Source organism: Streptomyces sp. NPDC098789 (assembly GCF_044759975.1).
Lineage (GTDB): Bacteria > Actinomycetota > Actinomycetes > Streptomycetales > Streptomycetaceae > Streptomyces.
This window is the reverse complement of record NZ_JBIWAJ010000012.1, coordinates 127248-148251: the sequence shown is the minus strand read 5'-3', so window position 1 is coordinate 148251 and position 21004 is coordinate 127248. Positions and strand designations below refer to the sequence as shown.

The 21004-nt window shown below is 72.9% G+C and carries 20 protein-coding genes; 10 read left to right on the top strand and 10 right to left on the bottom strand.

From position 1 onward, the window contains the following. Nucleotides 1-94: 94 nt before the first annotated feature. On the top strand, nt 95-1717 hold the full coding sequence (locus ACIQWR_RS24030) for an RICIN domain-containing protein (protein ID WP_404012981.1): 1623 nt from the start codon (nt 95-97) through the stop codon (nt 1715-1717). A 57-nt stretch (nt 1718-1774) separates the two neighbouring features. On the opposite strand, the gene ACIQWR_RS24025 is transcribed toward ACIQWR_RS24030, so the two are convergent. Then, a complete protein-coding gene (locus ACIQWR_RS24025; protein WP_404012978.1) occupies nt 1775-2092 on the bottom strand; it encodes a UBP-type zinc finger domain-containing protein in 318 nt (105 codons plus the stop codon). A gap of 177 nt (nt 2093-2269) precedes the next feature. On the opposite strand from ACIQWR_RS24025, the gene ACIQWR_RS24020 reads away from it, so the two are divergent. From ACIQWR_RS24020 to ACIQWR_RS24010, 3 genes are read left to right on the top strand one after another with little or no spacing between them, the layout of a single operon-like run. Next, nucleotides 2270-2857, top strand: coding sequence for an RNA polymerase sigma factor (locus ACIQWR_RS24020; protein ID WP_404012975.1), 588 nt, complete (start codon nt 2270-2272; stop codon nt 2855-2857). Next, a complete protein-coding gene (locus ACIQWR_RS24015; protein WP_404012972.1) occupies nt 2848-3543 on the top strand; it encodes an Asp23/Gls24 family envelope stress response protein in 696 nt (231 codons plus the stop codon). The genes ACIQWR_RS24020 and ACIQWR_RS24015 overlap by 10 nt, the downstream gene beginning before the upstream one ends. Further along, nucleotides 3540-3926 (top strand): Asp23/Gls24 family envelope stress response protein, encoded by a 387-nt coding sequence (locus tag ACIQWR_RS24010; protein ID WP_404012969.1) that lies wholly within the window; start codon nt 3540-3542, stop codon nt 3924-3926. Before ACIQWR_RS24015 ends, ACIQWR_RS24010 begins: the two co-directional genes overlap by 4 nt. Before the next feature lie 13 nt (nt 3927-3939). Here the strand turns inward: ACIQWR_RS24010 and ACIQWR_RS24005 are convergent, their stop codons facing one another. Continuing rightward, nucleotides 3940-4482 (bottom strand): helix-turn-helix domain-containing protein, encoded by a 543-nt coding sequence (locus ACIQWR_RS24005; protein WP_404012966.1) that lies wholly within the window; start codon nt 4480-4482, stop codon nt 3940-3942. A 216-nt stretch (nt 4483-4698) separates the two neighbouring features. Between ACIQWR_RS24005 and ACIQWR_RS24000 the strand changes: the two genes are divergently transcribed. After that, a complete protein-coding gene (locus ACIQWR_RS24000) occupies nt 4699-5988 on the top strand; it encodes an NAD(P)/FAD-dependent oxidoreductase (protein ID WP_404012964.1) in 1290 nt (429 codons plus the stop codon). A gap of 6 nt (nt 5989-5994) precedes the next feature. Here ACIQWR_RS24000 and ACIQWR_RS23995 read toward each other — a convergent pair whose 3' ends face one another. The 3 genes from ACIQWR_RS23995 to ACIQWR_RS23985 form a co-directional block, all read right to left on the bottom strand. Then, nucleotides 5995-7050 (bottom strand): biotin/lipoate A/B protein ligase family protein, encoded by a 1056-nt coding sequence (locus ACIQWR_RS23995; RefSeq protein WP_404012961.1) that lies wholly within the window; start codon nt 7048-7050, stop codon nt 5995-5997. A gap of 83 nt (nt 7051-7133) precedes the next feature. After that, entirely contained in the window at nt 7134-8351 is a 1218-nt protein-coding gene (locus ACIQWR_RS23990) for a cytochrome P450 (RefSeq protein WP_404012958.1), read from the bottom strand. 171 nt (nt 8352-8522) lie between these two features. Beyond that, nucleotides 8523-10592 (bottom strand): phosphocholine-specific phospholipase C, encoded by a 2070-nt coding sequence (locus ACIQWR_RS23985; protein ID WP_404012956.1) that lies wholly within the window; start codon nt 10590-10592, stop codon nt 8523-8525. A 363-nt stretch (nt 10593-10955) separates the two neighbouring features. Here ACIQWR_RS23985 and ACIQWR_RS23980 point away from each other — a divergent pair, with 363 nt between their 5' ends. From ACIQWR_RS23980 to ACIQWR_RS23970, 3 genes are all read left to right on the top strand, one after another. Continuing rightward, entirely contained in the window at nt 10956-11771 is an 816-nt protein-coding gene (locus tag ACIQWR_RS23980) for a GNAT family N-acetyltransferase (RefSeq protein ID WP_404012953.1), read from the top strand. 50 nt (nt 11772-11821) lie between these two features. After that, a complete protein-coding gene (infA, locus tag ACIQWR_RS23975; protein WP_399263887.1) occupies nt 11822-12064 on the top strand; it encodes a translation initiation factor IF-1 in 243 nt (80 codons plus the stop codon). 287 nt (nt 12065-12351) lie between these two features. Continuing rightward, entirely contained in the window at nt 12352-13437 is a 1086-nt protein-coding gene (locus ACIQWR_RS23970; protein ID WP_404012950.1) for a hypothetical protein, read from the top strand. An 8-nt stretch (nt 13438-13445) separates the two neighbouring features. Here the strand turns inward: ACIQWR_RS23970 and ACIQWR_RS23965 are convergent, their stop codons facing one another. Further along, a complete protein-coding gene (locus ACIQWR_RS23965; RefSeq protein ID WP_404012947.1) occupies nt 13446-14543 on the bottom strand; it encodes a saccharopine dehydrogenase family protein in 1098 nt (365 codons plus the stop codon). Between the two features lie 140 nt (nt 14544-14683). On the opposite strand from ACIQWR_RS23965, the gene ACIQWR_RS23960 reads away from it, so the two are divergent. Next, entirely contained in the window at nt 14684-15619 is a 936-nt protein-coding gene (locus ACIQWR_RS23960) for a helix-turn-helix domain-containing protein (protein ID WP_404012944.1), read from the top strand. 8 nt (nt 15620-15627) lie between these two features. Here ACIQWR_RS23960 and ACIQWR_RS23955 read toward each other — a convergent pair whose 3' ends face one another. The 4 genes from ACIQWR_RS23955 to ACIQWR_RS23940 all read right to left on the bottom strand — a co-directional run bounded on the left by ACIQWR_RS23955 (nt 15628) and on the right by ACIQWR_RS23940 (nt 19941). Next, nucleotides 15628-16674, bottom strand: coding sequence for an EcsC family protein (locus tag ACIQWR_RS23955; protein ID WP_404012941.1), 1047 nt, complete (start codon nt 16672-16674; stop codon nt 15628-15630). Nucleotides 16675-16842: 168 nt separating this feature from the next. Beyond that, on the bottom strand, nt 16843-17460 hold the full coding sequence (locus ACIQWR_RS23950) for a hypothetical protein (protein WP_404012938.1): 618 nt from the start codon (nt 17458-17460) through the stop codon (nt 16843-16845). After that, complete coding sequence (locus ACIQWR_RS23945) at nt 17457-19046, bottom strand: ATP-binding protein (protein WP_404012935.1); 1590 nt, start codon at nt 19044-19046, stop codon at nt 17457-17459. The genes ACIQWR_RS23950 and ACIQWR_RS23945 overlap by 4 nt, the downstream gene beginning before the upstream one ends. A gap of 190 nt (nt 19047-19236) precedes the next feature. Next, nucleotides 19237-19941, bottom strand: coding sequence for a response regulator (locus ACIQWR_RS23940; protein WP_404012932.1), 705 nt, complete (start codon nt 19939-19941; stop codon nt 19237-19239). A gap of 189 nt (nt 19942-20130) precedes the next feature. Here ACIQWR_RS23940 and ACIQWR_RS23935 point away from each other — a divergent pair, with 189 nt between their 5' ends. Beyond that, nucleotides 20131-21003: an SGNH/GDSL hydrolase family protein gene (locus ACIQWR_RS23935; protein ID WP_404012930.1), complete on the top strand. Its 873-nt coding sequence runs from the start codon at nt 20131-20133 to the stop codon at nt 21001-21003. The last annotated feature ends 1 nt before the right edge of the window (nt 21004 follow it).

The window sequence follows — 21004 nt, the reverse complement described above, 5'->3', positions numbered from 1 at the left end:
CAGGACGAACTGCAGGGCGGCCACGGGACGGGCCGTCATCGCCGGCGGTACGAGTCACGGACGACCAGTGCACGAGACTCGACCGGAAGGTGCCATGAACACCCATCTCAGGCGTGCCGCGCAGCTCTTGACGGCCCCGGCCCTCGCCCTCGCCGTCATCACCCCGGCCCTCGCCGTCGCCGCGACTCCAGCGGTCGCCGCGGCGGCGGCGGATGCCTACACCTTCGCCAACGGGGACGGCACCCTCAACGCGACGGGCAACAACGACGGCAACCAGATCTCCGTCACCCCCGACGGCACCAACTACACGAGCTGGCGCCTCATCAAGCTCGCGGAACCCGGCCAGTTCAACATCGCGAGCACCTCGTCCGGGAAGTGCGTCTACGCCTCCCAGCCCGCGCAGCAGCAGTCCTGCGGCAAGGACGGCGAGCAGTGGCACTTCCGCCCCGTCGACGGCAAGCCCAACTCCTTCGGGATCGTCCGCCGTGACGACTCCAGCGGGACCGAGTACTGCATGGACAACCGGGGCGGCCTCCACCTGTGGGGGATCCTCGCCCAGCCGAACGTCTGCAACGGCAGCGCGAGCCAGGAGTGGAAGGTCCCCGCGTCGAAGGCCGTCGAGGCGAAGAGCCTCGCCCTCGACTACTACGCGGACCTGTGTTCCAAGAGGACGTCGACCTGTTCTTGGACCGAGAAGTCCGAGGGAGCGCCCGAGGCCCTGCCCCGTCAGATCGCCTCGTCCGTCTGGTACAACGCCACCGACAGCACGATGAAGCAGATCTTCACGACGATCTACCACTCCGGCTGGGAACAGTCGTACTCGGCCGGCGTCTCCACCTCCGTCGGGGTCACCACGCCGGTCCAGGCCATGATCTCCAGTCAACTGTCCGCGACGCAGACCTACTCCTCGGACGAGACGACGATCAACGGCATCGCCGTGGACGTACCGGCGAAGAACTACGCCTGGGTCGACTTCGCGGCCGTCGGCAAGAAGGTCACGGGCACCTGGACCTTCGACACCGACAACCAGCCGTGGACCACCGACGCCACCGTCACGGTCCCCGTCGTCAACGCGACGGCCGGCTCCACGATGTACATCGCCCGCACCAGCGCCGGCACACCGGGCAGTGACACCGGCAACACCCGTACGGACGTCAAGGCGCAGGTGCTGGCCACGACCGAGAGCGCCGACCTGGAGGTCCCCGAGGGCGCCACCGCGACCGTCGAGAACAACACGGTCAAGCTCACCGACGCCGCCGGCAAGCACATCGCCACCGTCCGGCCCGGCGTCGTCCAGGAGCCGAACGGCGCCACCCACGGGGTGGGCCTGGCCCTGGAGGGGAAGAAGCTGACCCAGACGATCCAGGGCGTCACCGGGGACACGGTCACCGGTGTCGTGACGCCGCCCACCCTCTCGGTGCGTGACGGCGTGCAGGAGGCCGGCGGGGCCCTGGTGAAGGGCGCGGGCAAGCCGGGCACGGTCGCGATGGCTCCCGCGGGCCTCCTCGACAAGCCCAAGACCGAAGCCGAGTGGAACAAGTGCATGGTGAAGCACCTCGGCAGCTCGATCTACATCAACACGGTCGTGGGAACGGCCACCGGGGCGATGGCCGGTGGCGCCGGCGCCGTACCGGGCCTGGCCATCGGCCTGATGACCGGCACGGTCAAGGGGCTCGGCCAGGCGATTTTCTTCTGCGGCACGGGCCCCAAGAAGTAACCGCCGCCCGCTCCTCCCCGGCGTCACGGTGGCCGCCGGCCGCCGCGACGCCGGGGATCACGACGGTTCGGGACGGAGGAAGAGCGAGTCCGGGTAGCACCAGGCCCAGTCCTCGCCCTTCTCCACAGAGCGCGCCAGCGCGTGGCCGGTGGTGTCCGCGTGGCTCCAGGCGTGCTGGCCCGGCGAGCTGTCGCAGCACCCGACGTGTCCGCAGAGCAGGCACTTGCGCAGGTGGACCCAGCTACCGCCGGCCGCCAGGCACTCCACGCACCCCCGGGCGGCGGCGGGGGGCTCCTCGGCGGGCGCCTGGTCGAGGTGCCCGCAGCGCGGCTGCTCGACCCGGCCCGCGTCCGGGGCCACTGTCCATCCGGTCATCGCCGCTCCTCCTGGAACCAAGGCCGAACGTGTCTTCCGTGCGTCCGACACGTTGGGGAGGCAGTTCGTTACGCGCTTTTCGCGGAAATCGCGGGAAGGAGGGAATCCGCGCCGGCCACGTCACGAAGTGGCGCGCCGGGTGTCCAAGCGGAGACGGAAGGCGAGAGGAGCCGACAGGTGCCGGCTGAACCGGACCGGGGCGCGGTGGACGGCCACACGGCGGTCCCCGTCGACGACGGGCTGCTGACGGTGCGGGCAGCGGAAGGGGACGAGGACGCGTTCGAGGTGCTCGTGCACCGGTACGGGCCGCGCATGCTGCGGCTCGCGACCCGTCTGTTGGGCAGCGTTTCAGAGGCGGAGGACGCGGTGCAGGAGGGGTTCGTCAGCGCGTGGCGGGGACTCCCGGAGTTCCGCGGGGAGGCGGGCTTCGGGACCTGGATCCACCGGATCGTGACCAACCGGTGCCTGAACGCGCTGCGCGCCCGCAGGCCCGTCACCGATCTGGACGCCGTTCCCGAACCGGCCGCCCCCGAGCACCGGGCCTCCCCCGCCCGCGCCGCGGAGTCCCGGGCGACCGCCGAGGCCTTGAACGTGGCGATGGCGGGCCTGTCCTCGGAGCAACGGGTGTGCTGGGTCCTGCGGGAGGTCGAAGGGGTCCCGTACGAGACCATCGCCGACACCGTCGGCATCAGCCAGGAGGCGGTACGCGCCAGGGTGTTCCGTGCACGACGCTGTCTGACGGAGGCGATGGCCGCATGGCGATGAGTGCGAACCCGGATCCCCACGAGCGCGGGCCGGTGCAGCCGGATCCCGGTCCCGAGGAGCTCGGGGTCGCGGAACTGCTGCCTTGTGGACGGGACCTGGCCGATCTGTGGGAGGAACCCCGCTCGGGCACCGAGCGGGCGCACCTTCCCGCGCGCCCCGCCGCGCATCCTCCCGCGTGCCCGCACTGCGCGGCCGCCCTGGACGACCTGGCGCGGCTGCGCGATGCCGTCCGCGCGGACGGGCCGGACGATCCGGACGGCGGGCTCGGTGGCGCGGCGGACCTGGACGGCGCCGCACTGATCGAGCGGATCATGGGCGTGGTGCGGCTGGAGCTCCGGCCCGGTCGCACCCTGCCGCTGGGTGAACCGGAGGAGGACGGGTGGATCTTCGAGGCGGTCGCGGCCAAGGTGCTGCGCGCCGCGGCGGACGGTGTGCCCGGGGCCCGTTCGGGCAGCTGCCGGATCCGCCCCGAGGAGGCGGGCGGGCGCGGCGCGGCGGCGCGCGGGCCCGTCGATGTCGAGATCGAGGTGACGGTGGGCATGACGCGCAACGCGCGCGAGGTCGCGGAGCTGGTGCGCGCACGGGTGCGGGGGGCCGCGGACGCGGCCCTGGGCATGGAGGTCGCAGCGGTGCACGTGCGGGTGGCCGACCTCCACGAGGAACCGCTGCGGGAGGACGGGGCATGACCACGGACCGGGATCTACCCGAAGGCCTGTCGGCGCTGGTGGCCCGGGCGGTGCTGACGGTGCCGGGCGTCGCGTTCCTGCGACCGGGGCTGAGTGCGCTGCTGCGGGCGTCGGCGCCCGGGCTCGTGCGGGGCGGGTCCGGGCGCGACGCGGGCGCCGCGCCCGGGGTCCGGTTCGAGCGCGGCGCGGCCGGTGGGGTCGTGGCCGCCGAGGTGGAGGTGGTGGTGCACCGGGGACACCGCGCGGTCGACGTCACCCGCGCCGTGCGCGAGGCCGTGCGCACGGCGCTGGGGACGCCCGGGCGGGTGGCGGCGCCTGCGCCGACGCCCCTGCCGGTGTCCGCGCCGGTCCGCGTCAAGGTGACCGTCACCGGCATCGTGTGAGGCGGGCCCCGGTTCAGCCCGGCAGGACCGCCGGGAGCGTCTGCACCAGTACGAGGATCAGGAGCCACGCGGAGAGCGCCGCGGCGGTGAGCCCCAGGTCCCGCTCGCTGACCGGGCGTCCACCAGGGACCCGACCCGGTCCGGGCCCCCTGGCCGGGGCGTCCGGGCGGCCCTCCGGCTCCGGAACGCTCCGGGGGCTCCGGCGCGCCCGCGGAACCGGGCTGGTCCGCCCCGCCTCGGGCGCTGCGGGCACACCGGGGCCGACGGAACCGGCAGGGCCGGACCGGGCTGCGGGGGCGCGGTGCGCCGCGCGCTGCTGGGGCTCCTGGGCCAGGCCCCGCAGGAAGCGCGCGTACGCCTCGCGCCGCTTCCCCGTGGGCGAGGTACGGCCCGCTTCCCAGGACCGGACCGTGGCCGCGGTCACGCCGAAGGCCGAGGCCACCTGGCGGGGAGTGAGCTTCCAGGCTTCGCGGAGCCGCTTGCGCTCCCCCGGCTCGGGCAGCGTGCGGGTGCGGGGGCTCCGGGACGGTCCGGGGGCCGATTTCACCGATGTCATGCCCATAGGACAAACGGCAACGGGATCCGTGACGGCCCGATTCTCATGATCACCCGAATTCCGCATTCGTCGTACCGGCGTGCCGACACGCCACCCGTTTCCCACCTCCCGCATCCCGCATCTCGCATCTCGCATCCCACTTCACGCATCCGATCCGGTCCCCGGCGGCGAAGGAGGGGTGGAGCGGGTGGAGCCACCACGAGGAGGTCGGTAGCGGTGAACGGTCGTGACCGTCAGGGCAGCGTGATCGTCGTGGGAGCGGGTCTCGCCGGGCTCACCTGCGCACTGGACCTGGTGCGGGCCGGGGTACGGGTGAGCGTGCTGGAGGCCTCTGACGGAGTCGGCGGCCGGATGCGCAGCGACCTGCGCGACGGGTTCGTGCTCGATCGCGGCTTCCAGGTCTTCAACACCGGATATCCCCAGGTCAAGCGCCGCATCCGGCTGCCCGAACTGCGCCTGCGCCCCTTCACCCCGGGCGTCCTCGCCCACCTGCCGGACGGCGAGCGGGTCCGTTTCGGCGATCCGAGCCGGCGCCCGGGCGACACCGCCGCCCTGCTGGCCGGCCGACGCACCCGCCTGCGCGGGCTCGCCGGCCTCGGTGCGCTGACGGCACGGGACGCCCTGGCCCCCGCCCGGGCGCTGCGGCGGCTCCCGGAGCGCACGACCCGGCGGGAGCTGGAGCGCTGGGGGCTCGACGACGCGCTCGTCGACGTGCTCATGCGGCCGTTCCTGGCGGGGGTCTTCCTCGAGGACGCCCTGGAGACGTCGAGCCGGATGTTCCACCTGACCTGGCGCAGCATGATCCGGGGCACCTTGACCCTGCCCGCCGACGGGATCGGGGCCGTTCCCGACCAGCTGGCACGCGCTCTGCCCCGGGGCGCGCTGAGCCTCGGGGTGCGCGTGCGCGCCGTTTCCGGCGACGGGGTGGTCCTCGCGGACGGTGGCTCCCGCGAGGCGCTCGCCGTCGTGGTCGCCACCGACACGGCGTGCGCGTCCGCGCTCGTACCGGCCGTCGGCGCACCCGCTCCGACCCGCACGGTCACCACCTACTACCACGCGGCCGCCCGCTCGCCGCTGCGCGAACCGACCTTGCTGGTCGACGGCCGGCGGCGGTTCCTGAACACGTGCGTGCTGACGGAGGTGGCCCCCGGCTACAGCGCCGACGGCCGCGCCCTGGTGTCCACCTCCGTCCTCGGCGAGGACACCCCCGCACACCGCTCGGCCCTGCCGGCAGCCCTTTCGGAGGTCTACGGGACGGACGCGACCCGGTGGCAGGCCGTCGGCGCGGTCACCGTGCCCGGCGCCCTGCCCGCGATGCTGCCGCCCTGGCCGCTCAGCCGGACCACGCGGGTCGAGGAGGGCGTGTACGTGTGCGGGGACCACCGCGCCACGGGCTCCGTCCAGGGCGCCATGGCCTCCGGGGCCCGCGCCGCCCGTGAGCTCCTGGCCGATCTCGACGGCCGCGCGGCGTCGCGGGGGCGCGGGCGAGGGCCCGGCCGCGGGTGAGCGGCGTTACGGTACGCGGGCGGTCCACTCCGGCGTGGCGAACTTCGTCGCCGCCAGGTCGCGGGCGCGGGAGAGCTCCTGCGGGGTCACCGTGTCCTCGGTCAGGCCGTAGCGACCGCGGAAGGCGCCGACCATCCGGTCGATGACCTCCTCCCGGGAGAGCCCGGTCTGGCGGCGCAGCGGGTCCACCCGCTTCTTGGCGCTCTTCGTCCCCTTGTCCGAGAGCTTCTCGCGGCCGATGCGCAGCACCTCGGTCATCTTGTCGGCGTCGATGTCGTAGGCCATCGTCACGTGGTGCAGTACGGCGCCGGCGCCGGACACGATCCGCTTCTGGGCCGCGCCCGCGATCTTCCCGGCTTCGGTGGCGATGTCGTTCAGGGGCTGGTACCAGGCCTTGACGCCCATCTCGCCGAGCGCCCCGAGGACCCAGTCGTCCAGATAGGCGTAGGAGTCGGCGAAGGAGAGTCCCGAGACGAGCGACTGGGGCACCGAGAGGGAGTAGGTGATGGTGTTGCCGGGCTCGATGAACATGGCTCCGCCGCCCGAGATCCGGCGCACCACCGTCATGCCGTGCCGGCGCGCGCCGTCGGGGTCGACCTCGTTGCGCAGCGACTGGAAGCTGCCGATGACCACGGCCGGGGCGCCCCATTCCCACACCCGCAGGGTCGGGGGCCGCAGGCCGGCGGCGACCTCGTGGGTGAGGACCTCGTCGAGGGCCATGTGCAGGGCGGGTTCCTGCGGGGGCATGCGGATCAGCCGCCAGTCGTGCGCGGCCCACTCGGTGGCCTGGGCCAGGGCGCGGCGCACGGCGATGGCGATGCCCTCGGCGCTCACCCCGAACATCTGGGTCCCCTCGGGCAGGGCGGCGGTGATCCGGGCGGCGAGCTCGGCGGCGTCGGTGTCGGCGGGGGCGCCCTCCAGGGCGCGGTCGACGGCGTCGAGCGCTTCGTCGGGTTCGAGGAAGAAGTCGCCGGAGACCCGGACGCCGCACAACACCTCTCCCGCGCGCTCCAGATCGACGACGACGAGCTTGCCGCCGGGAACCTTGTACTCACCGTGCACCGGGAACGTCCTTCGGGGGTTGCTACCGGCCCGTTCGATTGAATTGACCGGTATTGACATGACATCCCACGTTATCCGAAGCGCTATCCGAAGCGCACCGGCAGGTATTTCACCCCGTTGATGAAGTCCGAGCGCAGCCGGCGGACCTCGCCGGTGAGGGTGACGTCCGGGTGGCGGCGCAGCAGCTCGCGGACGAGGGTCTTGATCTGGGTGCGCGCGAGGCCGGCGCCGAGGCAGAAGTGCGGGCCGCCACCGCCGAAGGTGAGGTGCTCGTTCGGGGTGCGGCGGACGTCGAAGACGAAGGGGTCGGCGAAGACCTCCTCGTCCCGGTTGGCGGAGGTGTAGTAGGTGACCACCTTCTGACCCTCGGCGATGTGCCGGCCGCGCAGGGTGGTGTCGCGGGTCGCGGTGCGCCGGAAGTTGTGGATCGAGCCGCCCCAGCGCAGGAACTCCTCCGTCGCCGAGGTCCACAGGGCCGCGTCGTCGGGCGCAGCGGCCAGTCGGGCGCGCGCCGCCGGGTGTTCGATCAGGGCGAGCAGGGTGTGGGAGAGCAGGTTGCGGGTGGTCTCGTTGCCCGCGACGCACAGCAGGACGAAGAACATGTTGATCTCGTCCGGGGTGAGCCGGTCCCCGTCGACCTCGGCGTGGACGAGCGTGGAGAGGATGTCCTGTCGGGGCCGGGCCCGCCGTTGCGCCGACAGCTCGGCGCAGTAGGCGTAGATCTCGGCGGCCGCGAGGTCGCTGTCGTGCTTGCCCGCCGAGATCTCCGGATCCTGGCTGCCGGCCATCCGGTTGCTCCACTCGTAGACGAGCCGTTCGTCCTCCTGCGGTACGCCGACCATCTCGCAGATGGTCTGGATCGGCAGCCAGGAGGCGACCTCGTCGACGAAGTCCATCTCCCGGCCCGGGGTGACGGCGCGCTCCACCAGGGCGAGCGCCCGCTCACGGATCCGGACCGCCAGGCCGCGCACCACCCGGGGCGTGAATCCCGCACTGACCAGCGCGCGGTAGCGGGAGTGGCGCGGGGCGTCCATGCCCAACAGGACCAGGCGCAGGGACGCCAGGGCCTCGGGGTCCTGGTCGCGGATCATGAAGGAGCCGAGTTCGGTGGACCACAGCTCGGGATCGCGGCTGATGGCCTTGACGTCGGCGTGGCGGGTGACGGCGTGGAAGCCCGCGTGCCGGCCCGGCACCTCGTGCCAGTGCACCGGGTCCTCCCGGCGCAGTCGGGTGAACAGCGCGTGCGGGACCTCGCGGGCCCAGGTGTCTTCGAGCAGGTCCATGTCGCCGGTGTCCAGCACGGGGCGGTCCTTTCGTCGGCGGAGAGGCTGCTCTCCTGCTGACGAAGTGTCAAGGGATGCTGTGCGATCCGTGCCTTGGGTGCGATGGGTGCGGAGCCGGTCGGCGCGTACGACGCCCCCGCCCCGGTGCCGGGCGGCATCGGGGCGGGGGCGGGGCGTGGGTGCGTACGGTCAGGACGACTGGTCCGTCAGGATCGCCGGGTCGGAGAGGCCCGACGCGCCGGTCTCCACCTTGCCCGCGAAGCGGCGGGCGAAGTTCGCGGTCTCGGACGCGGTGACGCTGACGTCGTACCAGCGGCGGGTGTTCTTCAGCGGGACGCTGTACGTCACGGTGGCCCCCTTGGCGACCGTGAGCCGCTTCGGGCCGCCGCCGTAGGCGTTGGTGACCGTGAGGGTCGCGGTGGCGGCCCCCGCGTTGGTGAGGGTGAGGTCCAGGTTGCCGGTGGTGGCGTTGTGGCGGGCGGTGACCTCGGGGCCGGCGGTGGTACCGGGGTTGCGGAACCCGCGCAGGAAGCCGTTCGGGCCGTGCACGGTCAGGTCGGTGACACCGGCCGAGTAGGTGGTGTTCCAGGTGTCCGTGATCGACTTGCCCGCCTCGGTGGTGTACGTCCAGGGGGCGTCCGTCCGGTTGCCGGAGGTGACGTAGAACTGCGCCCCGAGGTCCTTGCCACCGCTGAAGGTCAGCCGGAACTTGCCCTCGCCCGTGAGGGCCGCGCCGTCCACGTACGGGGCGTACTTCAGCGGACGCGTCGACCGCTGCCCCTTCTCCTGGCGGGGCATGCTCGCCACGGCCGGCGGGGTGGCCAGGAAGTCGGGGTGGCGGTCGCGGTCCTGCGGCTGCCACATACCGGTGTCGGGCAGCGGGGCCGTACCGGTGTCCTTGCGGGCGAAGTCGAAGGCGGAGGTCAGGTCACCGCAGACGGCCCGGCGCCAGGGCGAGATGTTGGGCTCCTGCACGCCGAAGCGCTGCTCCATGAAGCGGATCACGGAGGTGTGGTCGAAGGTCTCGGAGCAGGAGTAGCCGCCGGTGCTCCAGGGCGAGACGACGAGCATCGGCACGCGCGGGCCGAGCCCGTACGGTCCGGCGACGTAGCCGGCCTTGCCGGGGAAGACGTCGAGGGCGGTCGAGACGGTCGACAGGCCCTGGCCCGCGTTCGCGGGGGCGTACGGCGGCACGACGTGGTCGAAGAAGCCGTCGTTCTCGTCGTAGGTGATGAACAGCGCCGTACGGGCCCACACGTCGGGGTTGGAGGTGAGCGCGTCCAGCACCTGCGCGATGTACCAGGCACCGTAGTTCGAAGGCCAGTTGGCGTGTTCGCTGAAGGCCTCGGGGGCGGCGATCCAGGAGATCTTGGGCAGCGTGCCCGCGGTGACGTCGGCGCGCAGCCGGTCGAAGTAGCCCTCGCCGGTCCGGGCGTCCGTACCGGTGCGGGCCTTGTCGTGGAGCGGGTCGCCGGGCTTGGCACCCCGGTAGTTGTTGAAGTAGAGCAGCGAGTTGTCGCCGTAGTTGCCGCGGTAGGCGTCGCTGATCCAGCCCCAGGAACCGGCCGCGTCAAGGCCGTTGCCGATGTCCTGGTAGACCTTCCAGGAGATCCCGGCCGCCTCCAGTCGCTCGGGGTAGGTGGTCCAGCCGTACCCGGCCTCGGCGTTGTTGAGGACCGGGCCGCCGCCCTTGCCGTCGTTGCCCGTGTGGCCCGACCAGAGGTAGTAGCGGTTGGGGTCGGTCGAGCCGATGAACGAACAGTGGTAGGCGTCGCAGATGGTGAACGCGTCGGCGAGAGCGTAGTGGAACGGGATGTCGTCGCGCGTGAGGTGGGCCATGGTGGCGGGCGTCTTGGCGGGCACCCAGTTGTCGTACTTGCCCTTGTTGAAGGCGCTCTGGCCGCCCGCCCAGTCGTGGTTGAGGCCCTGGAGGAATTCCATGCCGAGGTCGTCCGACGGCGGCCTGAAGGGCAGGGTCTCCTTGCCCGCGTTGTCGCTCTGGTGCCACACGGACTTCCCGCTGGGCAGGGTCACCGGACGGGGGTCGCCGAAGCCGCGGATGCCGCGCAGTGCGCCGAAGTAGTGGTCGAAGGAACGGTTCTCCTGCATCAGGACCACGATGTGCTCGACGTCGGCGATGCTGCCGGTCGTCCCCTGAGCGGGGATGGCCGCGGCGCGCGCGATGCTCTCGTTGAGCATCGTCAGGGCGGCGGCGCCGCCGGTGAGCTGGAGGAAGCGGCGGCGGTTCAGATCTGCCATGGCGGGAGGGACCTCTGCTTCGATCGAGAAGTGGTGGAGCGCCCCCAGGACATCCTGCGCGGGGTACCGGAGAGGGAGCCTGACGTGAAGGTGATGGATACGCCAGGCGAACGTCAGTCGGATTGCGCAGGAGTTCGGCCATTCACCGGACCGCTCCGGGCGCGCGGCCGGTACCGCGGAAAAGGACTGGCCACGTCGGGTCCGCGGCCGGTACGGTGCCGAAGGACGTGACCGGACCGAGGAGGTGTGACCCATGAACGCTGTATGCAGGTGGGCACTCCCCCATTCCGTCACGGTGGGCGGCTGACGCAGGTGTCGCCGGGGGTGCCTCAACGACAAGGCACTCGCGAAAGGGCGAAACCCATGGATCCCCTACGTCACACCCCTGTTCCCACCCCGACCGCCGGCACGGGCGATCGCGTCACCACGATCACCCGGACCGCGGAGCACCAGTGGCACGCCCTGGAGGACGGCCGCGAGATCGGCCGCAGCGACGTGTCGGTCCGGCCCGACGGGCGCCTCTTCCTCAGTGTCGACGCCTGGCACGCCGATGCCTTCGACCGGCTCGCGGCCGCGATGGTGGCGGACCTGCCGGTCCCCCTCCACGCCGTGGTCGACGAGGAGGACCTCGACTCGATCGCCGGGTGGCAGCGCGCCGGCTTCACGATCGGACGGCGGGAGCGGGAGTACCTCGTGCCCACCGACCCGGCCCGCACGGGCCTCGACGGCGCACCGACGCCCGCGGGCGTGCGGATCGTGCCCGTCGGAGACGCGGAGCGCGATCCGCTGTGCGCCGTGGACCGCGCGATCCGCGACGAGGTCGAGGCCACGGTCGGCTGGCGGCGCATGCCGGCCGAGGTGATCCCGCTCCCGGCCGGGATCACCGTCGTGGACCCCGCGGCCTACGCCGTGGCGGCGCGGGGCGACCACTACGTGGGCATGGTCCGCTTGGGGCCCTTGCCCCGCCAGCCGCGGATCGGCCTGATCGCCGTACGGGCCGACGAGCACCGCCGCGGCATCGCCAGGGCGCTGCTGGCCTCGGTCCTGGGCGGGCTGCACCGCTCCGGGGTCGCGACCGCCCGGGCCGAGGTCGACGAATCCAACACGGCGGCCACGGCGCTTTTCGAGGGCATCGGTGCCCGAACCGCGGGCCGCACCGTCGAGTGGGTGCGCAGCTGACGCGCCGACGCATTTTCCACAGTTCCATTCATTGCCGAACCCACCGTCACATGACGGGGAAGCGAGTCGACTTGCCGAGAACATCAGGCGCCCTGGAAACCGAGGGCACCGTCACCGAGTGCCTGCGCAACGCCACCTTCAGGGTGGAGCTCGAAAACGGACACAAGGTCCTCGCCCACATCAGCGGAAAGATCCGGAAGAACTACATCAAGATCCTTCCGTTCGACCGGGTGATCGTGGAACTGAGCCCGTACGACCTCACCCGCGGGCGCATCCTCTACCGCTACAGGTAGCAGCCGCGGGCGGCCGGGCTCCGACGGTGACGCACCGTCGGAGCCCGGCTCGCCGAGCAGGTACCGGGCTTCGCGTTGCGGACGGCCGGGGGCCTGGCCCAGCCGCAGCGGCGCCCTCGGCGTCCCTGCGGACTGGGACACGGGCGCGCCCCAACCGATACGTCACCGACAAAACGGGCCCGTACGGTTCGGACGTATCGCCGCAGCCGGCCTCACAGGCTCAGCCACACCCGCACGGCTGTCGCGGCGCCGGCCCACCCCACGACGCTCCGAAGGTCGACACGCGCATGCCCGTACCCACCCCGTCCCACCGGCTCCTGTTCGCGGCCGTCGCCGTCACCGGGCTCGCCCTGGTGACCGCTTGCGGCGGATCCGCCCACCCCGCGGACGCGGCCCGCCCCACGGCCGTCGCCCACCCCGCCACGATCTCCCCGCCGGTCGATACGGGGCGCACCACTCGCGTCACCTACGACCTGGGCGACACCGCCTACGCCCCGCCCGGTCTGGACGGGCAGCTCACGGAGTTGAGGGCCGCGGTCACCTACCCGCGCGAGCTGGGCACCGGGAAGCACCCTTTGGTGGTGATGCTCCACGGGTGGGCGGACACGTGTCAGGCGGGTGACAAGCCGGTACGCCCGTACGCCTGGCCGTGCGGCGCCGACGCCCGGCCGGTCGACAACCACCTGGGCTACTCCTACCTCGCCGACGCCCTGGCCGAGAAGGGGTACGTCGTGGTGTCGGTATCGGCCAACGGCATCCAGGCCCACGAGACGAAGCGGGGCACCGTCGCGCGCGCCGGCCTGCTCGACGAGCACCTGCGGATGTGGCAGCAGCTCTCCGAGGGCAAGGGCCCCCTGCAAGCACTCGGTCAGCTCGCCGGCCGGGTGGATACGGAGCGCGTCGGCACCCTGGGGCATTCGCGCGGTGGCGGCGGCGTCCTGTCGGAGGTCCTGGACAGCCACGCCCGGGTACCGGGGGTGGACATCAGGGCCACGATGGCGTTCGCGCCCGCCATGAACGGGATCGACGCCGCGAAGGAGCGGATCAGCCGCGTGCCGCTCACCGTGGTCGCCGGAACCTGTGACGCCATGTGGGACGACAGCAAGATCCCCCTCGCGATGGCGGCCGGCAACCCCCACGCCCGGCACGTCGAGCTGAAGGGCGGCAACCACAACTATTTCAACACCGTCTGGACCCCCGGCAGCGGGCCGGCCTTCGCCACGGACGACGTCGCCCTGGACCACCGCGACCTCGCCGGCGGCCGGTGCAGGAGCACCAACGGCACCGGCGACCCCGTGCGGCTGGGGCCCGCGGAGCAACGCCGGGCCGCGATCGACGCGACGACCGCGTTCTTCGGCGCCCACCTGAAGTAGCGGGTGCCTCAGCCGGTGGTGCGGAGGGTGACGTGGGGGGCCAGGGCGGCCAGGAAATCGGGGGCGTCGAAGACCTGGCCGGCGGAGGCGACGCCCGTGGTGCGGACGCGGCCGGTCAGTACCCGGTCGAGGGCCTCGACGACGAGGGGCGCGGTGACCGCGTAGATGTCCCGGCCCTCGGCGACGACGCGGCGCTCGACGCCGTTCGCGCGGACGACGGCGTCCACGAGGAAGGTCTGGTCGGAGCGGCCGAGCTCGTCGGTGGCCGCGGGGGCCGGGGTGTCGGGCGAGGCGATGTCCCGGGCGGCCTCGGCGAGCATGTGGGTGTGGACGTCGCGGATGGCGAGGTGGTCGGTGACGGTGACGACGTCGGCCATCGTGAACTCGGTGATGACGGGACGGGGGCCCATCGGGGCGGGGAACGGCCACTCCACGGTGGGCGGGGTGTCCGTGCGGTACTGCCACGCGCCGTCGGCGTAGCGCAGGCGTCGGTCGCCCCGGCGTTCGCGCGAGACGCTGCCGGACAGGCGCGTTCCGGCGGTGGGGTGCCAGTGGCTGAGGCCGTAGGCGATGTGCGCCTCGTCGGCCCGCTTCCAGTCGCCCATGGCGGTGGTGACGAGCAGGTCGCCGAGGCCGCCGAAGAAGGCCATGGCGGGGACGATGACCGCCCCGGCCTCGCGGGCGCGGTCGGCGTAGTGGGCGAAGGTGTCGAGGTTGGCCTCCAGCTCGGCGGCGACGTCCAGGTACGGGATGCCGGCCCGCAGGGCGGCCTCGATGACGGGGCCCGTGGTCGAGGCGAAGGGTCCGGCGCAGTTGATGACCGCGGCGGCGCCGCTCAGGGCGAGGTCCAGCGCGGCCGGATCGTCGACCGTGGCCGGGCTGGACCGCAGACCGGTTTCGGCGGCCTGGGCGTCGAGCTTCTCGCGGTCGCGGCCGGAGAGGACCGGAACGTATCCGCGGGCGAGCAGCTCCGCGACCACGAACCTGCCGGTGTGCCCGTAGGCGCCGTAGACCGTGATGGTGCTGCCCGTCGGGGCGCTGCCCTCGCCGGCGCTGCCCGCAGTGCCATGGCCCGTGGTGTCGCTGCCCGTCGTGATGCCGTTCATGAAACCGCTCCCCTGTCGCGTTCGACGCCCTGCCCGATCCCCGTGTTCGCGGGGCCGGTCCGGGCTGTTGTGATCATCCTGTCGGTCGGGGCGGGGGGTGCGTGAGTGGCGGAAACGACGCGCCCCGTACAGTTTCGGACATGCATCACGTCGCGTTGGCCGTCACGGACGGCATGCTCCACTTCGAACTGGCGCTGGCCTGCGAGGTCTTCGGATCGGACCTGACGCACCTGGTGGACCCGTGGTACCGGTTCACCCTGTGCGGGCCGGGTCCCGTGACGGTCGGCCGGTTCCGGATGGAGCCCGACGCCGGTCTGGAGGCGCTGACGACGGCGGACACCGTGATCGTGCCGGGCTGGGCCGACGTGGACCAGGACCCGCCGGCCGAGCTCGTCGACGCGGTGCGCGCCGCGCACGAGGCCGGCGCACGGGTGGCTTCCCTGTGCACGGGTGCGTTCGTCCTGGCGGCGGCGGGGTTGTTGGACGGGTGGCGGGCGACCACGCACTGGGCGCACACGGGCGAGTTGGCACGGCGCCATCCCCGGGTCACGGTGGACCCCGACGTGCTCTACGTCGACAACGGCAGCGTGCTGACCTCCGCGGGGAAGGCCGCCGCGATGGACCTGTGCCTGCACCTGGTGCGCCTGGACCACGGAACCAGGGTCGCGAACGTCGTCGCGCGGCGCCTGGTGGTGCCGCCGCACCGCGAGGGCGGGCAGGCCCAGTTCGTCACCACGCCCGTGCCCGAGCCGGGCAACCATCCGCTGGCCGAGCTGCTGCCGTGGGTCCTCCAGCGCCTCGACGAACCCCTGACCGTGGAACACCTCGCACAGCGGGCCGGCATGAGCTCCCGCCACCTGGCCCGCCACTTCAAGGCGGTCACCGGCACCACTCCGCTCCAGTGGCTGCTGGCCCAACGGATCCGGCACGCACAGGAGTTGCTGGAGGGGACGGACGCCACCGTGGACACGATCGCCACGGCCACCGGCATGGGCACCGCGACCACCCTGCGCCGACACTTCAGCCGCACCGTCGGAGTCCCGCCCGACACCTACCGACGCACTTTCCGCAGCTGAGAGATCCCCTAGGGGGTGTCCGACGGGAAGGACGGCGGGAGCGCGTCCTCCTCCCGGAGCATCGTGATCAGGCCGATGCCGTCGTCGTCCGGCGCCGGGTCGGCCACGCCGTGGTCCGGGACCGGGGCGCCGATCAGGTCGCCGTCCGACTTCTCGATCAAGAAGCGCTCGCGGTAGGCGTCGCGGGCCGAGACGGCGACGCGATCGATGAGCAGGTAGCTCAGGCCCGCGCCGACGGCCATGCCGGCGACCGGCACGAACTGCCCGAGCTTCTTCTTCGGGAGCTGCTGCGCGAACTTCGTCGCGAAGCGCTGGACGATCCTGGTGAGGACCTTCTCGTTCAGCTTCGTCCACGGAGCGTTGCGCACGAGCAGCTGGGTGAGCTGGGAGAGTTCGGCGTACGCGGCGGCCTTCGCCGACGTGCCCGTGGACATGCCGAGGGCGATCACGGACATCACGAAGACCTCCTCTTCGGGATCGTTCGGGTCGTAGCCGTAGTAGAGGGCCGTCGAGGCGACCACCCGCGTGGCGAGGCCGAGCATCATGGCGGTGTCCGCGGCCATCGCGCCGGCCACGGTGCCGATTCCGGGTGCGGCGCCCGCGCCCGCGCCCGCGATCGTTCCCACGCTGGCGAGCACCTCGCCGCCCGTCACCGCCGCGGCCGATCCCAGGCCCGTCGCCGCCGCCGAGAGCGCGTGTCCGTACCGCACCGCGTTGTGCCGGGCGACCTCGTCGACGACCTCCAGGTCGAGCTCGCGTATCCCGCCCAGCCCGCCGGTGTCGTGTCCGGCCCGCCGGTACTGCTCGACCACGCGCTTCTTGCTCACGGTCCGGCTCGCGGTGCCGCTCACGGCCTTGCCGAGGCCCCTGGCCGCCCCGCCGTACGCGGCGACCACCTTGTCGGCGCCCGGGGCGTTGCGCGCTTTCTGGCCCAGCGCGGTGAGGCGGTCACGGGCCTGTCGCGGAAGGAGGTTCCTCGCCTGCTTGTCGAGGGAGGCCTCCTTCCGCTTCTGGAGCCGGTCCCACTCCCGTTGTTCGTAAGCGGAGAGAGTCATGTGGTCGCCTCGGTATCGAAGTGCTCGGAAGCAGTTCCGCGCGGTCGCGGCCGTAGGTGGCGCCACTGGGCGGGGAACTCCTCGCAGGACACTACGTGTTCGAGGCGGTGCGCGGCGCGATACCGTCCAAGTGCCTGACGTCGCCGTCTTGGGCCGCGGCGCTCCCTGCTACCCCGGCGCCTCCCGACCGGACGGCGGGCTCGCTCCGAAGGCCGGGACGACCACGTACTGGGGCCCGCAGCGCACCGGGAAACCGGGGTCCTTGGTCAGCGGTCCGACCGGGCTGTTCTCGTACACGCTGACGACCACCCTGTCCGGCGGGATGTCCTTGCGCGTCTTGGCGTGCGCCAGGGTGCACACCAGCTGGCTCAGCGCGGTGTTGTCCAGCTCCCCGGTCGAGATCGACAGGGGTACGTAGAGGTCGACCCCGCCGTCCGTGGCGAAGGCGCTCGGCTGGCGCGGGAACAAGGGGACGTGGTTGCTCAGGCCCCGGGCGCGCTCCCCCTCGGTGGGACCCTCCAGCAGGAGGTTCAGGGCCTGCTGCGGAGTGGTGGTGCCGTTGCTGGGACGCGATGCCTGGCGGATCCCGTACGGACTGGCGAAGTACAGCTCCACGCTCCGGATCCCGCCCGGCCGCTGCGGCACGCCGGTGGCGGGGCCGCCCGCGCGGACCGGGCCGGTGGAGCTGATGCCGCAGCCGGAAAGGGCGGCCGACGCACCGGCCACCAGCACCGACACGGCGACGACCGCCACACCCGCGCGTGCGCGGACGGTGCGGCCCGTCACGACGTCTCCTCGGGCCCGGGGCGGCCGGGATCCGCGGCGGCCGTGCGGGCGTCGGGCGCCGCCCCGGCCAGCGGGAGGGTCAGGGTGAACACCGCGCCCTCCTGCGGCCCGGGCGCGTTGGCCGCGGTGAGGGTGCCGCCGTGCAGGCGGACGTTCTCCTCGGCGATGGCCAGTCCCAGGCCGCTGCCCTCGGAGCGCGGCCGGGCCGAGTCCGCCTTGAAGAAGCGGTCGAAGACGTGCGGCAGGGCGGCCCGTGCGATGCCCGGGCCCGCGTCCGTGACGGTCAGGACCGCGGTGGCGTGCCGCCCACAGGTCCGACCGCGCACGGTCACCGGAGGCCGGCCGTGGTGCAGGGCGTTGCCGACGAGGTTGGCGAGGACCACGTCGATCCGGCGGGTGTCGATCCGCACGGGCAGCGGCCCGGGCAGGTCGACGACGATCCGTGGATCCCCCTGCCAGCCGCGCAGCCGCAGGGTGGTGGCCAGTGCGGTGCGCAAGTCGCTCTCCTCGGCGTGCAGTTCGGCGCGGCCCGCGTCGAAGCGCGCCACCTCCATCAGGTCCTCGACGGTACGGGCCAGCCGCCGGGTCTCGGCGGCGACGAGGGAGGCCGCGTCGGCCGAGTCCGGTGGCAACGCCCCCGAGGCCGCGTCCTCGTCGAGGACGTCGGTGACGGCGGTCATCGCGGCGAGCGGCGTGCGCAGTTCGTGGGCGACGTCGGCGGCGAACCGGCGGGCGTTCTCCTCCAGGCGCCGCAGTTCCGCGTCGTCGCGCTGGAGTTTGGCGGCCATGGTGTTGAAGGTGGCGGTGAGCCCGGCCAGTTCGTCGTTGCCGATGACGTCGAGCCGGGTGTCGAGGCGTCCCTCCGCGACCTGTTGCGCTCCGCGGCGCAGACGGCGTACGGGCAGCAGGACCCGGCGGGCGGCCAGCAACGCCGGTACCAGCGCCAGGGCCAGGGCCGGCACGATGCCCACCTCGGCGGCCGTCACCAGCGCCGAGATGTCGGACGCCTCCTTGTCGAGCGGGAACACGGCGAAGACCCTGAGTCCCGTGGGCTGCGGGTCCCGACCCTCGTCCGTGGCCGCCAACGGAACGGCGACCGCGAGCCAGGGCCTGCCGTCGTGCGCGAAGCGCTGGTAGGCGGAACCGGTCCCCTCGCGCACGGCGTCCACGAGGGCGGGCGGCACCCCGGGCGCGACCGGCGGCCGCACCACGGGGCCGCTCCCGGACGCCCGGGTCCACTCGGGAACGGAAGTCGGGACGGGGCCCAGCGCCGACACCGGGGCCGCGTCCCCCATCACGGCACTGGTGGTCCAGGCGCGCGAGCCGCCCGCCAGGTCGAGCTGGAGGGTGAGGGTGCGCAGGTTCGCGGCGCTCGGCGGCATCGACAGGTCGGGGGCGAGGGAGGTCAGCTGGGTCCGCAGGTCCCGTACGGCAGCGCTCTGGGTCCGCTCCAGCGTGGCGGCCCGGGCTCGCTGGAAGGTGAGCACGGCGGTGAGCAGCGACCCGAAGGCGGTGGCGAGCAGGAAGGCCACCACCAGACGGGCCCGCAGTCCGGTGGCCCACGCGGTCCGCCGGTGGCGGCTCACCGGGGGCGCCCCGACGGGACGTGGTCCAGCGGGACGGGGTCCACCGGGACGCGGTTCCACGGGATCCGGCGGCCGGGGACCCCTGCCGCGGCGGCCGTGCACGCAGCGGCCCGCCCTGCGGGAGCGCGGCGTACGACGACCCGGCCCGCGGCAGCGCGGAGCACGGCGGCGCGGGTCACAGCGGCGCGGCTCACAGCGGCCCGAAGCGGTAGCCGAAGCCTCGGACGGTCTGGATCATGACCGGCCGGCGCGGGTCGTCCTCGATCCGGCCGCGCAGCCGCAGCACGCAGGCGTCCACGAGGCGCACGTCGCCGTGGAAGGTGTACTCCCAGACCCGCTCCAGCAGTTCCTGGCGGGTGTAGACCCGGCCGGGGTTGTCGGTGAGGAAGAACAGGAGCTTCAGCTCGGCCGGGGCGAGGGAGATCTCGCCGCCGTTCTTGAACACCATCAGGGCGGCCCGGTCGAGGGTGAGCGGCCCGTGCTCCTCCGGCCCTGCGGGGCGCGGCGCGGCCGCCCCGGCCTCCGGGTCCGCGGGGGCGACCCGGCGCAGCACGGCGCGCATGCGGGCCTCCAGCAGTTCGCCGCTGGCGGGTTTGACGAGGTAGTCGTCAGCGCCCGCCTCCAAGCCGACGATCATGTCCATCTCCTCCCCCCGCGCGGAGAGGATGACGATCGGCACCTGCGAGACCGCGCGGATCCGTCGGCACACCTCCAGCCCGCTGATGCCGGGCAGCATGAGGTCGAGCAGCACCAGGTCAGGGCCGAAGTCCTCCAGCGCGAACAGTCCGTCCTCGCCGGTGGCGGTGGACTCGGCCTCGTACCCGCGGCGGCGCAACGCGAGCATGACGCCCCTGCGGATCGCCGGGTCGTCCTCGATGAGCAAAACGCGAGCCATGGGTCCTTCCGGGCATTTCGGGGAACTGCGGCCATTCTTCCTGATTCCCGGCGAGGAGAACATGACGGCACCATGACGGTCCGCACCGGCTCGACCGGGTTCGCGTGCCGATGACGGGTCGACCCGTGGTCCATGACGGGACGATGACCAACCCCGAAATCGGCTCCGGCGGCTGTTTGGCTGATCCACATGAACCACATGGACCACACCACAGACCTCGATCACACTCCTCGCCCCGCTCGCTCCGGCATGCGCCGGGCGACGGCCCTCTCCGCCGCCGCCCTCCTCGGCGTCCTCGCCCTCACCTCGTGCGGCAACGGATCCGGGAGCACGGACGACGCCGCCGCCACCGGGGCGGACGCCGCGCGGCAGGACCCGTCCGCGTCGGCCCCCGCCACGGGCACGGGCACGCTGAAGAAGCCCGCGAAGCTCCTCTGGATGGGCGACTCCATCGCCGTCGGCGAGGCCCTGCCCGTGACGGCCGCCCTGAAGTCCTCCGACATCGCCGTCACCTCCATGGCCTCGGACGGCGGCGGCGGCGTCCTCGGCCCGACCGAGCTCAGCGAGTCCACCTGGAAGGCCCTCGCCGACCAGCTGAAGTCCGTGCACCCCGACACCGTCGCGTACCAGATCACCACCTACGACTGGGGCAGCCCGCAGGAACAGCGCCAGGGCTTCGAGAAGCTGATCGCGACCGTCAAGGCCGCCGGAGCCCACCTGGTGCTGGTCACCCCTCCGCCCTTCGACACCTCCGGCTTCTACGCCGACCACAAGGCCGACATCGACTCCGCCCCGGGGGCGGCGAAGGCCGCGGTGGCCGCCCACCCCGCCGACGCGTCCTTCCTCGACGCCTCCGCACTCTGGGGCACCGATGCCACCGCGCCGCAGGCACAGCGCTCCTCCGACAAGACCCACTCCTGCCAGCAGGGCACCGCGAAGTTCGCCCAGTGGTTCAGCACGGAGCTGGGGAGGCTGGCCGGCTTCTCCCCCGCCGACCCCAAGGGCTGGGCCAACGGCGAGTGGACGAAGTCCGACGTGTTCGCGAAGCTGAACTGCTCCTGAC